The 13,274-nt window shown below is 69.5% G+C and carries 13 protein-coding genes; 4 read left to right on the top strand and 9 right to left on the bottom strand.

The genetic code is table 11. The annotated features are described in order from the left end of the window. Positions 1–15: 15 nt before the first annotated feature. Genes D7X30_RS27565 through D7X30_RS27555 form a run of 3 tightly spaced genes read left to right on the top strand, consistent with a single transcriptional unit; the run spans position 16 to position 4,891 of the window. The gene (locus tag D7X30_RS27565) at positions 16–3,165 is read left to right on the top strand and encodes an efflux RND transporter permease subunit (protein WP_120565955.1); all 3,150 of its coding nucleotides are present in this window, start codon (positions 16–18) and stop codon (positions 3,163–3,165) included. Beyond that, entirely contained in the window at positions 3,165–3,728 is a 564-nt protein-coding gene (locus D7X30_RS27560; RefSeq protein ID WP_120565954.1) for a MarR family winged helix-turn-helix transcriptional regulator, read from the top strand. The genes D7X30_RS27565 and D7X30_RS27560 overlap by 1 nt, the downstream gene beginning before the upstream one ends. Before the next feature lie 53 nt (positions 3,729–3,781). Beyond that, entirely contained in the window at positions 3,782–4,891 is a 1,110-nt protein-coding gene (locus D7X30_RS27555) for a hypothetical protein (RefSeq protein WP_120565953.1), read from the top strand. Positions 4,892–4,921: 30 nt separating this feature from the next. Here the strand turns inward: D7X30_RS27555 and D7X30_RS27550 are convergent, their stop codons facing one another. The 9 genes from D7X30_RS27550 to D7X30_RS27510 all read right to left on the bottom strand — a co-directional run bounded on the left by D7X30_RS27550 (position 4,922) and on the right by D7X30_RS27510 (position 11,948). After that, a complete protein-coding gene (locus D7X30_RS27550; RefSeq protein ID WP_120565952.1) occupies positions 4,922–6,673 on the bottom strand; it encodes an AMP-binding protein in 1,752 nt (583 codons plus the stop codon). Positions 6,674–6,709: 36 nt separating this feature from the next. After that, positions 6,710–7,627 carry an alpha/beta fold hydrolase gene (locus tag D7X30_RS27545; RefSeq protein WP_120565951.1) on the bottom strand — a complete coding sequence of 306 codons (918 nt, stop codon included), beginning with the start codon at positions 7,625–7,627 and terminating at the stop codon, positions 6,710–6,712. Beyond that, positions 7,624–8,070, bottom strand: a complete 447-nt coding sequence (locus D7X30_RS27540; protein WP_120565950.1) for a thioesterase family protein — start codon at positions 8,068–8,070, stop codon at positions 7,624–7,626. The genes D7X30_RS27545 and D7X30_RS27540 overlap by 4 nt, the downstream gene beginning before the upstream one ends. Before the next feature lie 40 nt (positions 8,071–8,110). Continuing rightward, complete coding sequence (locus D7X30_RS27535) at positions 8,111–8,476, bottom strand: holo-ACP synthase (RefSeq protein WP_120565949.1); 366 nt, start codon at positions 8,474–8,476, stop codon at positions 8,111–8,113. Further along, on the bottom strand, positions 8,476–9,435 hold the full coding sequence (locus D7X30_RS27530) for a ferritin-like domain-containing protein (RefSeq protein ID WP_120565948.1): 960 nt from the start codon (positions 9,433–9,435) through the stop codon (positions 8,476–8,478). Before D7X30_RS27530 ends, D7X30_RS27535 begins: the two co-directional genes overlap by 1 nt. Further along, positions 9,432–9,728 (bottom strand): hypothetical protein, encoded by a 297-nt coding sequence (locus tag D7X30_RS27525; protein ID WP_120565947.1) that lies wholly within the window; start codon positions 9,726–9,728, stop codon positions 9,432–9,434. Before D7X30_RS27525 ends, D7X30_RS27530 begins: the two co-directional genes overlap by 4 nt. 146 nt (positions 9,729–9,874) lie before the next feature. Next, entirely contained in the window at positions 9,875–11,053 is a 1,179-nt protein-coding gene (locus D7X30_RS27520; RefSeq protein ID WP_120565946.1) for a CaiB/BaiF CoA-transferase family protein, read from the bottom strand. A 91-nt stretch (positions 11,054–11,144) separates the two neighbouring features. Continuing rightward, complete coding sequence (locus tag D7X30_RS27515) at positions 11,145–11,474, bottom strand: SCP2 sterol-binding domain-containing protein (protein WP_120565945.1); 330 nt, start codon at positions 11,472–11,474, stop codon at positions 11,145–11,147. A gap of 99 nt (positions 11,475–11,573) precedes the next feature. Continuing rightward, entirely contained in the window at positions 11,574–11,948 is a 375-nt protein-coding gene (locus D7X30_RS27510) for a response regulator (RefSeq protein WP_120565944.1), read from the bottom strand. Between the two features lie 208 nt (positions 11,949–12,156). Between D7X30_RS27510 and D7X30_RS27505 the strand changes: the two genes are divergently transcribed. Then, positions 12,157–13,206 carry a sensor histidine kinase KdpD gene (locus D7X30_RS27505; protein ID WP_120565943.1) on the top strand — a complete coding sequence of 350 codons (1,050 nt, stop codon included), beginning with the start codon at positions 12,157–12,159 and terminating at the stop codon, positions 13,204–13,206. Positions 13,207–13,274: the final 68 nt, after the last annotated feature.

Below are 13,274 nucleotides of genomic sequence, written 5' to 3'. Positions count from 1 at the left end.
TCCCTGGGTACCTGAATGCTCAAGACCTTCATTTCACGGCCCATCTTCACCGCCATGCTGATGCTGGCGGTGGTGGTGTTCGGCCTGTTCGCCTATCCGAAGATCGGCGTGGACCAGTTCCCCGACGTCGACTTCCCCGTCGTCACCGTGACGACCATCCTCCCGGGCGCGGACCCGGAGACCATCGAGAAGAACGTCTCCGACCCGCTGGAGGAGGCGCTCAACACGCTCAACGGCGTGGACACGCTCAAGTCCATCAACGTCGAAAGCGTTTCGCAGATCGTCGTGCAGTTCAAGCTGTCCACCAAGGTGGACATCGCGGCGCAGGATGTGCGCGACCGCGTGCAGGCCACGTTGAGCAAGCTGCCGGACGAGGTGGAGACGCCCGTCGTGGAGAAGTTCGACATCGGCGCGGCCCCCATCATCACGCTGGCGCTCGCGGGCGCCCTGCCGGTGGAGGAGCTGACGCGCGTCGCGGATGACATCGTGAAGCCGGCCCTCCAGCGTCAGCAGGGCGTGGGCAGCATCGACATCGTCGGTGGCCGGGAGCGGGAGATCCAGCTCGTGGTGGACCCGAACCGGCTGCGCGGCTTTGGCCTGGCCATCAGCGACGTCAGCCAGGCGCTCAAGGCCCAGAGCCTGGACGTCCCCGGCGGCCGCAGCATGGACAGCGGCCGTGAGCGCATCGTGCGCCTCACGTCCGAAGCGAAGAGCGTGGACGACATCCGGAACATCATCATCACCAGCACGGGCGGCTCTCCCATCCGCGTGCGCGACATCGCGGAGGTGGTGGACGGCCCCGCGGAGCAGCGCTCGGGCGCGAAGAGCGGCGAGCGCAGCGCGGTGGCGCTGGTGGTGCGCAAGCAGTCCGGCTCCAACACGGTGCAGGTGGCGGACCTGGTGCAGGAGTCGCTGGCGGACATCAACAAGTCGCTGCCCGCCGGCGTCCAGGTGGAGACGGTGACGGACAACGCGCGGTTCATCCGCTCGTCCATCCACGCCGTGCAGGAGGACCTCATCCTGGGCGGCGTGCTCGCCGTCCTCATCGTGCTGGTGTTCCTGCGCAACCTGCGCTCCACCATCGTGGCGGCCATCGCGCTGCCGGTGTCCGTGGTCGGCACGTTCGCGGTGATGGCGGCGCTGGGCTTCACCTTCAACATGATCACGATGCTCGCGCTGACCCTGTCCATCGGTCTGCTCATCGACGACGCCATCGTGGTCATCGAGAACATCGTCCGTCACATGGAAGAGGGCGCCTCGCCCATGCAGGCCGCGCTGGAGGGCGCCGGACAGATTGCCCTCGCGGTGCTCGCGGTGACGCTGGCCATCGTGGCGGTGTTCATCCCGGTGGCCTTCATGGACGGCATGATCGGCAAGTTCTTCTACCAGTTCGGCGTCACGGTGGCGGTGGCCACGCTCATCTCCTACGTGGTGTCCATGACGCTCACGCCGATGCTGTCCTCGCGCCTGTTGCGTGAGCACGGGCACCCGACGGGCATCTCCGCCGCGGTGGAGAAGGTGCTGGTGGGCATGGAGAACGGCTACCGGAAGATCCTGGGTGGCATCCTCCGTCACCGCGCCCTGACGATGCTCGTCGCGGTGGTGGTGCTCTTCGCGACCTTCGGCCTGGCCCGCTTCCTCAAGTTCACGTTCATCCCGGAGCAGGACAACGGCAACATCAAGCTGACGGTGGAGCTGCCCATCGGGTCCACCATCCAAGAGACCCAGACGCAGCTGGACACCTTCGCGGCCCAGGTCCGGGCGCTGCCGGGCATCTCCTCCACGTTCACCACCGCGGGCGGCGGCGTGCAGGAAGAGGTCCACAAGGGCGAGGTCCTCATCAACCTGATGCCGGTGAAGGACCGCGCCTTCAAGCAGAGCGAGCTCAAGGCCTACCTGCGCCAGAACATCCACCCGCCCAAGGGCATCACCGTGGCGGTGCAGGACGTGACCGCGGTGTCCGGTGGTGGCGCGCGCTCGCAGCAGGTGCAGTTCAACCTGCGCGGCGACAACTGGAAGGAGCTGACCGAGTCCGCGGAGAAGATGCGCCAGGCGATGCTCCAGAACCCGGGCCTCACCGACGTGGACATGACGTACCGCTCCGGCAAGCCGCAGTACGACGTGCAGGTGGACCGCGACCGCGCGGCCACGCTGGGCGTGCCGGCCGCGTCCCTGGGCGCCACCCTGCGCTCCTACCTGGGCCGCGACAAGGTGCTGGACTACCGCGAGGGCGGTGAGACGTACGAGGTGAAGCTGCGCCTGCCTCCGGAGACGCTGGCCTCCGCGGACGCGCTCGGTCAGCTGGCCGTGCGCGCCCCCACGGGGCAGCTGGTGGAGCTGCGCAACCTGGCCCGCATCGTCCCCGCGGAGGGGCCGGTGCAGATTGACCGGCAGGCGCAGAAGCGGCAGGTCACCATGCTGGCGAACCTGAAGGAGGGCTACGCGCTCTCCGACGCCATCACCTACATGCAGGGCTACGCCGCCAAGGAGCTGCCCAAGAGCGTCACGGGCGAGCTGGAAGGCAACGCGAAGGAGCTGGGCAAGTCCGTGGCCGCGTTCGGAACCGCGCTGCTCCTGGGCATCATCCTCATCTACATGATCCTCGCGGCGCAGTTCGAAAGCCTCATCCACCCGTTCACGATCATGCTGTCCCTGCCCTTCGCCTTCATCGGAGCGATTGGCGGCTTGCTCATCACCGGCCAGTACATGTCCATGTTCGCCCTCATCGGCGTCATCATGCTCATGGGTCTGGTGGTGAAGAACGGCATCCTCCTGGTGGACTTCACGCTGCAGGTCCGTGAGAAGGGCCGCACGGCGCACGAGGCGCTCCTCGAGGCCGCTCCGGTGCGTCTGCGCCCGATTCTGATGACGACCATCGCGATGATCGCCGGCATGATCCCGGTGGCCATCGCCAAGGGCGACGGCGCGGAGACGCGCGCGCCCATGGCCATCACCATCATCGGCGGCCTCATCACCTCCACGTTCCTCACGCTGGGCGTGGTGCCGGTGGTGTACTCGCTGCTGGATCAGCTGGCCGCGCGCTTCAAGCGCAACAAGGGCAGCGACCCCGGCTTCGCGGGTGGCTCCGGCACGGCGCACGGTCCGTCCAACCAGGACCGTGAGCGGGAGGCCGCGGCGGCCGCGGCCCGAGTGGAGACGGCCTGATGCGCCGCCCCACCTCCATCACCTCCCCCTCGGAGTCCGAAGTGCGCTCCGAGGGGAAGGACGAGGCCGCCGACGAGAAGGCCGTGATGGAGCGCCTGCTCCAGGAAGGGGACCAGTCCACGCCGGACTCACGCCGCTTCATGGGGCTCATCCGGGAGCTGGCCCACTTCCGCTCCCTGAGAGATCCGCTGGCGAGCCTCTGCGACGACATGCGGCTGACCCCCACCCAGGTGCACGCGCTTGGGTGGCTGGGCATGGACGGCCCCATCCAGGTGGGGGTGCTGGCCCAGCGCATCGGCATCACCAAGAAGACCATCACCGGCGTGGTGGACCGCCTGGAGGACATGGGCATGGTGGAGCGCGGCCGGGACGCGGAGGACCGCCGCGCCGTCACCGCGAAGCTCACCGACCGGGGCTGTGAAATCTACAAGGTCATCCAGCTGATGACGGACGCGGGCATCCGGCGGTTGATGGGCCTGCTTCCCGACGATGACCGCGAGGCGCTGTTCGGCATCATCGAGCGGATGCTCGCCCGGATGAAGGCCGCCGCTCCGCCGCGCTGAAAAGGGCGCCACAGGTGCGTGGATGGGCGCGGGCTGCGACACTGCCCGCGCCCATGCTCCCCTCCTTCGTGGCCCTGCTCGGGCTTGGCCTGAGCGCCGCTCCCCCGCCCTCCCCCGCTGCCCCTTCCGCGTCCGCGGTGCTCCACGCGCAGTGCCGCACGCACGCGTCGGATGCGTCCAGACCCTGGGCGCTCGCGCACGGCATGGACCTGGACGGCAAGGCCTTCCGCGCGCGGGATGGCCGCGCGGCCTCGGACGCCATCGTCGCCGGGTTCCTGCGCCGCGACGCGCCCGACGCGGGAGGCACGGCCCGCTACTTCTTCGACGCCTTCACCCCGGACGGCACGCCCGTGGAGCCCCACCCGGCGCTCCAGGTGAAGACCTTCCTGCTCGCGGGATACCCGCGCTCGCAGGTGTTCCCCACCGCGTGGGGCAAGGTGACGCTGCGGGAGTTGGTGGCATCACTCCAGCACGACTTCCGCCCCGCGCTCGCCGCGTCGCCGGACGGAGCGTGGGCGCTGGACGCGCTGTCGCATGTGCTGGAGCCCGGGGGCTCGTTCGTCAACGGCGCGGGGGAGACGGTGCGCATGGACGCGGTGATGGACACCGCGCTCGCCACGCTGGAGTCCGCGAACGCGGAGCTGCTCCGGGGCATGAAGGCGGGCCTTCCCCAGGTGCCCAAGAACAAGCAGGGCATCTACGCGCACCCGTGTGGCGGGCTCCACTTCTTCCAGGCCGTCGCGGGCTGGGCGCGCTTCCCCGCGGTGCGCAAGGCGTGGGGCCCGCGGCTGGACGCGCAGGTGGACGTGCTGGTGTACCGGCTGGGTTCGGAGGCGAAGCAGTACGAGGCCGCGCTCACCGCGGCGCCCGCGTACCGCGTCCCGGTGCTGGTGCAGATGGTGAAGTTCTACGGCCACTTCCTGGAGGCGCTGGGGCGCTACCGGGACCAGACGGGCTGGAGGCCCACGCCCGCGCAGGCCCGGGCGGTGGCGGAGGCGAAGGCCGCGCTGGAGCACGCCACGCTCCGCCTGGAGGCCACGGGCGCCTTCCGCGACACGGAGGCGCTGTCCCGGACGCAGCCCCAGCTCGCCCTGGACCTGGTGGGCGATGCGTGCCACGCGGCGCGCGGCTGGGACCTGTGGGCCTCCACGAAGGTCCGTTGAGGCCCGAGGCTCCCGAGGCTCGGAACCCGCTCAGGGCCCGTCCTGACGCTGGCCTCCCGGCCGGAGCCGCCGGAGTCCCGCGGAGAGCGCCGCCTTCCCGGAGGCCATCCACCGGCGGCCCCGCTGCCGCGCGACCATCACCGAGCCCAGCACGAGCCGCTGCGCGCGCATCTGGAGCAGGTCCGCGCGCAGCTCCATGGGCGTCACGGTGCGGATGCGGCCCTGCTCGTAGGCCTCCGTGATGGCGCGGCGCTGGAGCTTGCCGCTGCTCGTCTTCTGGAGTTGGCCGTAACGGATGAAGAGGACGTCCTCTTTCGGGAGCGTCACGCCTACCGTCTCCAACACCGACTGGCAGACCTGCTTGCGGCTGTCCTCCAGACGCTCCAACGCGGCCGGGTGGTTCACCTCCGCCAGCACCACGAGACGGCCCTTCACCTGGATGACGGCGGTGCGGCCCGGGCGGATGAAGCCCAGCCGCTCCACGGCCTGCTCGAAGTCCGCGGAGAAGAAGCTCTGGCCGTTCACCTTGATGCGGTCGTTGATCCGCCCGGTGATGAAGAGCTCGCCCTCCTTCTGGAAGCCCAGATCGCCCGTGGCGTAGTAGCCGTCGTCGCCGCGCAGGGGCCGGTCATCCAGGAAGTACGACGGCGCCAGGCTGCCGCCGCGCAGCTCGATTTCTCCCAGCTCGCCCTCGCCGCACAACCGGCCGTCCTCCGCGCGCAGCCGCACCTCGAACTCCGTCAGCGGGCGGCCCACGGAGATGGCCGGCTGACCGTTGGGCGCGGTGATGACGCGCACCGTCTGGCGCGGCGGCACGCTCGCGACCATCAGCACCGTCTCCGCCATGCCGTAGCAGGGCATGAACACGTCGCGCCGCAGACCGCACGGGGCGAGGATGTCCAGGAACTGCTCCAGGTTGGGGATGTTGATGGGCTCGCTGCCCAGGTAGATGCTCTGCACGCGCGACAGGTCCAACCGCTTCAGGTCAGCCGCGTCCGCCGACTTGAGCGACTTCAGTGCGTAGTCGATGGCGAAGTTGGGGATGACGGAGCCCATCACCTTCTCGGAGGAGATGAGCTCCAGCCAGCCCATGGGGTCCATCAGGAACGACGCGGGCTGGGCCAACAGCAGATCATTGCCCACCGTGATGCAGGTGAGCAGCCCGCCGATGAGCCCCATGTCGTGGTACAGCGGCAGCCAGCTCGTCACCCGGTCCTCGGACGTGCGGCTGTCGTGCCGGATGATCATCCGCAGGTTCGCGGCCAGGTTCTCCTGGGTGATGGGCACGCCCTTGGGGAACGACGTGGACCCCGACGAGAACTGCACGAACGCCAGCTCCCCGGGAGCCACCTCGCGCAGCTTCACACCGGGACGCTTCGCGCCCGTGGGCGGCCGCGGCAGGCGCTCCAGGGGCAGCTCCAGTCCAGCAATGCTGGGCACGTCCAGCACGAGCAGCGCGCCATAGCGCTCGCGGATGCGCGCGAGGAAGTCCCGGTAGGGCCCCTTCGGAGTGCTCAGGATGTACGGCTTCACGGACAGGGGCACCGCGCCCAGCTCCATCAGCCCCAGGAAGGCGAAGATGACGGACGAGGAGGTTTCGAAGGGCAGCACCACGCGCGTGCCCGGCGCCACGCCGTGCGCACGGAAGTGCTCCGCCGCCCCGGCCACCCGGGAGGCGAACTCCCGGTAGGGCACGAACTCCGGCGGCCCGACGAAGTCGTCGTAGAGAAACAGGCCGCGCCGCGGATCCACCGCTTCCAGTCGCTGGATGATGTCGAGCATGTGAAAAGCCTCCCCTCCTCCGGGTCCTTCAGTCCTTCAGTGTGAGGGCGCCACCTGGCGCATCCACGCGAGCACGCGAGGCAGCACCTCCGCGCGGGCGCGCTCTCCGCGCACCACGTCGAAGTGGCCCGCGTCCCAGCTCAGCCCCTGCGCGCGCCCCAGGACGAACAAATCCTTGCGGGCACTGCCCAGGTGGGCCACCAGCTTCTGCGCGCGCTGCGGTGACGCATGGAACACGTCCGCCGCGCCCACGCCCGCGAACACCGGCAGCGTCACGTTGCCCAGCGCGCTCCAGTAGTTCGTCGCGCCATCCGTGCTCCGGAACGCGCCCGTGGGCGCCCAGTCCGTGAACTGCCGCATCACGCCCGCCGGTTCGTCCCAGGGCCCCTGCTTCAGCGCCTTCGCCGGGAAGCGTCCCAACATCCCCGCCACCGTGGACGAGAAGCCCAGCTGGAAGCGCTTCTTGAACCCGCCGTCGCTGTAGTCGTTCACCGCCGACGACAGCGTGCACACGCCGGACAGCGACGCCTGGAGCGAGGGGTCCACCCCCAGCGCCGCCAGCACCGCGTAGCCCGCCATGCTGTGGGCCAGGATGAACAACGGCCCGGTGTGACGCGCGCGCACGGCCCGCACCAGGTCCGGGATGTCGTGGCGCACGTACGTATCGAAGCTCCAGTCGTACGCGCGCTTCGCGGGCCAGCGGCTCTTGCCATGCCCGCGCAGGGACGCGACGTACGACACACAGCCCGCGTCCACGAACGTGCGCGCGAACCCATCCCCCTGCCCGCCCAGGAAGAAGCGGCCGTCGGAGAACAGCCCCGGCACGAAGAGGATGCCGGGCGCGGAGTCCGGCGTCCCGGACAGGCGCGCCTCCACGACGTGCAGCGCGTGCTCCTGGGATGTGGGCACCCAGAACTCCAGCGACGCGAGCTCCGGCTTCACGTTCGTGCTCATGGGCGCGGATCCTCGACAGGGGCCACCGGGGCGCGCGCGGCGTCCAGGAACTGCTGCAGCGACGCGAGCGACCGGGCCCGCGCGTCCAGGAAGGCCACGCTCACCAGCGCCTCCACCGCCACCGGCCCGCCCACCGTCAGGAACACGCGCTGACGGAACCGCGCGCGGTAGTTGATGCCGTCCGGCTCCAGCTCGTCCGCCGCGGGCGACTCCAACTCCGTGTGCACCACCACGTCCCCCGGGGGAATCTCCCGGCGGTAGTCCACCTCCACGCGCGACACCACCGCCACCACCGGCCCCCCGCGCGTCAGCCCCTGCCGCTCCAGCCAGGCCCAACGGCCGGCCTCCAGGTACTCCAGCGTGGTGGCGTTGTTCACGTGCCCCAGGATGTCCAGGTCATTGGGACGCACGCGCAGCGTGAGCGACGACTCTTCGAAGTGCACGGGGGGATGTCCTTCGGCTGCCGGGGGGATGACAGCGACTTCAGGGGGACGGAGCGCGCGTCACGATGACCACTGTCGAGACGAACCCTCCGCTATGCGACAGCGAAACAGAGACCTGCAGGCCCTCGCGCGCCAGGTGCTCCGCGAGCGTGCCGTGAAACAGGAAGCGCGGCGCGTGCCGGGCGTCGTGGACGAGCTCTGCGTCCGTCCAGAACCAACCCGCGACCGCGGGCAGCGCCTTGAAGAGGGCCTCCTTCGCGCTGAAGCCCGCCGCCAGGCTCTGCACCGGATCCGCCGCGCGCTCGAAGTGGGCGAGCTCCGCGGCGGTGAAGAAGACGTCCGGCTCCCGCAGGGCCCGGGCGGCCTCCAGCTCCGAGATGGCCTGGAGGTCGTGGCCCAGGCCCATCAGCACCCGACGAGGTCCATCCAGGTGTCCTCCAGCTCCTCTCGCGACGCCACCGTGATGCCGGTGATGCGCTTGAGGGCGTGGAAGATGAGCTGCTCCTTCTTGCGCAGCGCGTCCGGGGCGTAGAAGCCCTCGCGGTGCTCCAGCCGATCCCACCAGTTGACGTGGGTATCGCGGCTCTCCACGCGCTCGCGCTTGCTGCCGTGCACCTCGCCTCCGTCGCGCAGGAAGAGGTGCGCCACCGCGAACGCCTCCTTCGCATTGTACGCGCCGCTGTCCACCAGCGCCTTGGCGAAGGCGATGAAGTAGTTCATGTGCTGCACTTCGTCCGCCGCCACCTGCTTGAACAGCGCGCGCAGGCCCGGGTCCTGGACCATCTGCGAGCACTGGCCGTAGTCCACCGCCGCCACCACCTCGGAGATGGACAGCAGCGTGAGCGTGCGCAGCATGTCGTCGTCGGGGAAGACCTTGCGGAACTCGATGAAGGTGGCGTCGGAGATGACCTCCAGCCCCAGCACCGAGGACAGGCGGTTGAACGCCGTCTCGTGGTGCGCCTCCTCCTCGTTCCAGTAGCGGCTCCACGTGCCGCACGCCTGCATGATGGCGGCGACGGTGGGGTTCTTCTCCTGCCACCGGCGGCACTCCTGATCCGCCAGCCGCTCCAGCCGGTCCGCGCCCGGCTTCGTCGTCAGCTCCGCCCGCCCCGCGTTCCACACCAGGTGCCGGTCGGCTTCACCCACGTGCGCGACGTCCACGTGGGAGAGCAGCTCCACCACGCTCCAGCGCCGCGACTCGTGCAGCCGCTGCTGCTCCCAGGTGATGTCCACCAGGGACTGCCCCCGCTGGGTGAGGGCTTCGTACAGCTCCGCCTGGATGGCCGGGCGGCCTTCGGGCGAGAGGGCCTTGGGGGGGACGACGGTCGCTTCTTCGTGCTCGAGGCCGCGCGCGAGGACGCTCATGCCGACTTCCGCTCTGGGTTCGTGACTTCACCCATGAAGACCGCCAGGACCTTGGACACGGTCGTATCGAGGGACAGCGCCGGCAGGCGAACCCTCAGTCCATAATCCTTGCGCAACCCGTTGGAAGTGCGGGCAAAGGCTTCCATCAAGTCGACGCTGTTGGTCATGCGCTCGGAGCGTGTAATCAACGCCGCGAGTGTGAGGTCTTCGGAAAACAACTCTCCTTCCGTGAGACCCACGTTTTCCGCGAATTTTCGTCGGATATATGACTCGAGCTCCTGTGCGTCGGGCACGGGGGACCTTCCTTCTCAGGGCTTGAAAGTCGATTTCCCAGTCTAAAACAGGAAAGACTAACTGTGGCTCCAGACCTGTCAATCATCAACGGGTCACTTTGGATCCGCGTACGAACCCACCCTCTTGGGTTCTTTTCACGCGTCATTCATGCAATCAGGCGCGAGATTTCTTCGGGCGTGAAACCTGCGTCTTCCAGGATGACGCGCGAGTGCTGTCCGAGCGTGGGCGGTGGACGCAGTGCGACGTCGCCCATGCGCAGCGGCGTGAGCAGGTGCGTGACGCGGATGCCGCGCTGCGCATCGTCCGTCTCCGCGAAGAGGCCACGCGCGCGCAGCTGCGGATCCGCGAGCACCTCGTCGCCTTCCGCCACCGGCTCCACGCAGAACTCCGCGCCGGAGAGCTGCTCACGCCAGTGCGCCAGGGGCTGGCTCGCGAAGATGCGGGTGAGCTCCGCCTTCACGCGCGCGCCGTCTTCGCCACCCGAGTACGCGTCATCCAGCAGCTCCGGGCGGCCCAGCTTCGCGCAGAGCGCGCCAAAGAACCTGGGCTCCAGCGCGCCCACCGCGAGCCAGCGGTCGTCCGCGGTGCGGTACAGGCCATAGCTGGGATAGCCGCCGTTGAGCGGCTCGGTTCCGCGCTGGAGCGGCGCGCCCTCCTTCCCCATGAACAGGCGCGAGGCCAGGTGCAGGTGGAGGAACGCCAGCGCGCCGTCCGTCATGGACACGTCCACGAAGCGGCCCACGCCGGTGCGCTCACGCTCGTGCAGCGCGGCCAGGATGCCCACCAGAGCGAAGAGGCTGCCTCCGCCGATGTCCGCCACCTGCACGCCCGGGAACGCGGGCGCGCCACCTGCTTCGCCGCCGTAACCCAGCAGGCCCGCGCGGGCCACGTAGTTGAGGTCATGCCCCGCCTTGAGCCGGTCCGGCCCCGTCTGGCCGTAGCCGGAGATGCCGCAGTAGATGAGCCGCGGGTTCTTCTGGCGCAGCACCGCCTCGCCCACGCCCAGCTTGTCCATCACGCCGGGGCGGAAGCTCTCCACCAGCACGTCGTAGTGGGACACGAGCCGCAGCAGCGCGTCACGCCCTTCAGGCGTCTTGAGGTTCAGCGTGAGCGAGCGCTTGTTGCGGTGCAGCCCGTAGTAGAGCGCGCCCTCCCCGTCGCGGTGCGGCGGCATGTGGCGGGTGGCGTCCCCCACGTCCGGGTCCTCCACGGTGTCCACGGTGGCGCCCAGGTCGGCGAGCACCAGCGTCGCGTACGGGCCGGGCAACAGGCGTGACAGGTCCAGCACCCGCAGGCCCGCGAGGGGGGAAGACGGCTCGGACATGAAGGGGGGCTCCAGGGGGAAGTGGAGACATGCAGACGGCGCGTCCCCGCCAGGGGTGACGCGCCGTCGGTGCGACACGATACGGAGAGGCTCAGGCCAGCAGCTTCGCCAGCTTCATGGCGAGGCCCATGTCCATCGGCTTGAACTTGAGCTTGCCCTGCATGGCGGCCATCTGCGGGTTCAGCTTGCCCTCGCGGATCTTCACGAAGTCGTCGTTGCTGACGGTGACCGTCATCTTCGACGCACCGTTGAGACCCTCGGACACCCAGCCTTCCGACTTGGTGGTGTCCAGCGTCCACTTGCCGCCGCCGTCACCGGAGACGTCGAAGTGGATGATGGCGTTGATGTCCTTCGCCAGCTCCGGCTTCTCCTGCAGCTTGCCGGGAATCTGCGTCTCGATGATGTCCTTCGCGGTCGCCATGACTCGCTCCTTAGCGTTCAGCGTTGACTGGTGAATCAAGCCTGCGCGGACCGTAGTGGCGCCCCACCGTCGGGTCAAGCACGGCCACGGGCGCCGTGCTCAGACGCGCGAGGTGTCCGCCGAGGGGCTGAGGGACTGTCGCACCATCGACAGCAGGTCGTTGAGCTCGAAGGGCTTGGCCAGGTGGCCCATGGCGCCAATGTCCTTCGCCTTGCTGCCGACGTTGCGGTCCGCGCTGAGGACGATGATGGGGATGCCCGCGAAGTCCGGCTTCTGGCGCATGCGCTGGGCGAACTCCCAGCCGTCCATCACCGGCATCATCAGGTCCAGGAGGATGAGGTGCGGAGGGTCCGGCTCCAGGCGCTCCAGGGCTTCCTTGCCGTTGCGGGCACGGCGGATCTCGAAGCCCTCGGCCTCCAGGATCTCCGAGAGCGCCTCCAGGATGTCGGGATCATCGTCCACGACGAGCACCACGGGTGCGTCAGCATGCTGTGCGTTGAGCGAGGTCAGAGGTGTCTCCTCGATACCGCTTCCGGAGATGGATCTTCCACCATCACTGGCCCCCCGGGTGCAAGAAATCAAGGGGCCCGCGGACGGAGCCGGTGCCCGTTGCAAAACCGACAGTCACTGCCCACCCTTCCGTTGATTCGAGGCACGGCCAGGGGAGGTCCGCGTGACGTGGATGGGGGAGACGCCTGGAGTCAACGAAACCGCGCCGGGGCTCGCGCTGCTGCCCCGTCAGGGGACACCCCGCCTGCTCGGTCCCCTGCTCCTGGACTACCTGGGGCTGGAGGCCCTGCCTCCCATGCCAGCCGTGACGGGCATCGACGGGCTGATGGCCGCCGTGGGCTTCCGCCGCAAGGACGGCGAGCGCAACCTGTGGGAGCGCCAGGACCGCACCCTGCTGGTGGGTGAAGAGTCGCTGGAGGACGGCGGACGCCTGCTCTGGGCGCTGCCGGTGCCCTGGAGCACGGAAACGGCTTCACCCCAGGTGCCTCAGGCTTCACCGCCAGGCGAGCGCGTGGAGGACCGCGTGCGCTTCCTGTCGCTCGCGTCGCACGATTTGCGCGGGTCGCTGGCCAACATCCGCTCGTACGCGGCGCTGCTGCTCAACGGGCGCATCCCGCTGGAGCCCAAGGCGCAGCGCGGGCTGGAGACCATCCTGCGCAACGCGGACCGGGCGCTCTCCTTCGCCCAGGACTTCTTCGACTCCAGCCGCGCGGACCTGGGCGCGCTGGCGTGTGAGCGCGAGCGCCAGCCGCTCCTGCCCATCCTGGATGCCGCGGTGGAGCGCACGCGGGCCGCGGCGTCCGCCGCCAACGTGGGGCTGGAGCTGGACACGCTGCCGGAGCTGCCCGACGTGACGGTGGACGCGGGCCGCATCCAGCACGCGGTGGAGGCCTTCGTGCACCACCTGCTGGCGCGCGCGCAGCCGGGCGAAGCGCTCCACGTGCGCGCCGAGCGCCTGGGTCACCAGGTGCGGGTGGAGGTGCGCCGCGATGGCGCGGCCGTTCCGGAAGAGGACATCACCGCTGTCTTCCAGTGCGAGGAGCGCGCCTTCCGCGAGCGCAAGCTGGAGGATCCGCTGCGCGTCTTCCTGGCCCGGCAGGAGGTGGAGGCCCACGGTGGCCAGGTGGGCGCCCAGGCGGACGCGGGCGGCACCACCCTCTTCCTCACGCTGCCCTTATCGCTGCCAGCGGAACTCGGGCATCCAGCGGGCTGGCAGGCGTGAGTCCCGGCCGCTGGAGTTGCTAGCGCGACCCACCTCCCACCGGTATGCTCCCCCGCGTATTTCGTGAG

The organism is Corallococcus sp. AB011P, assembly GCF_003611605.1.
GTDB classification, from domain to species: domain Bacteria; phylum Myxococcota; class Myxococcia; order Myxococcales; family Myxococcaceae; genus Corallococcus; species Corallococcus coralloides.
This window is presented reverse-complemented; position numbering and strand designations above follow the sequence as displayed.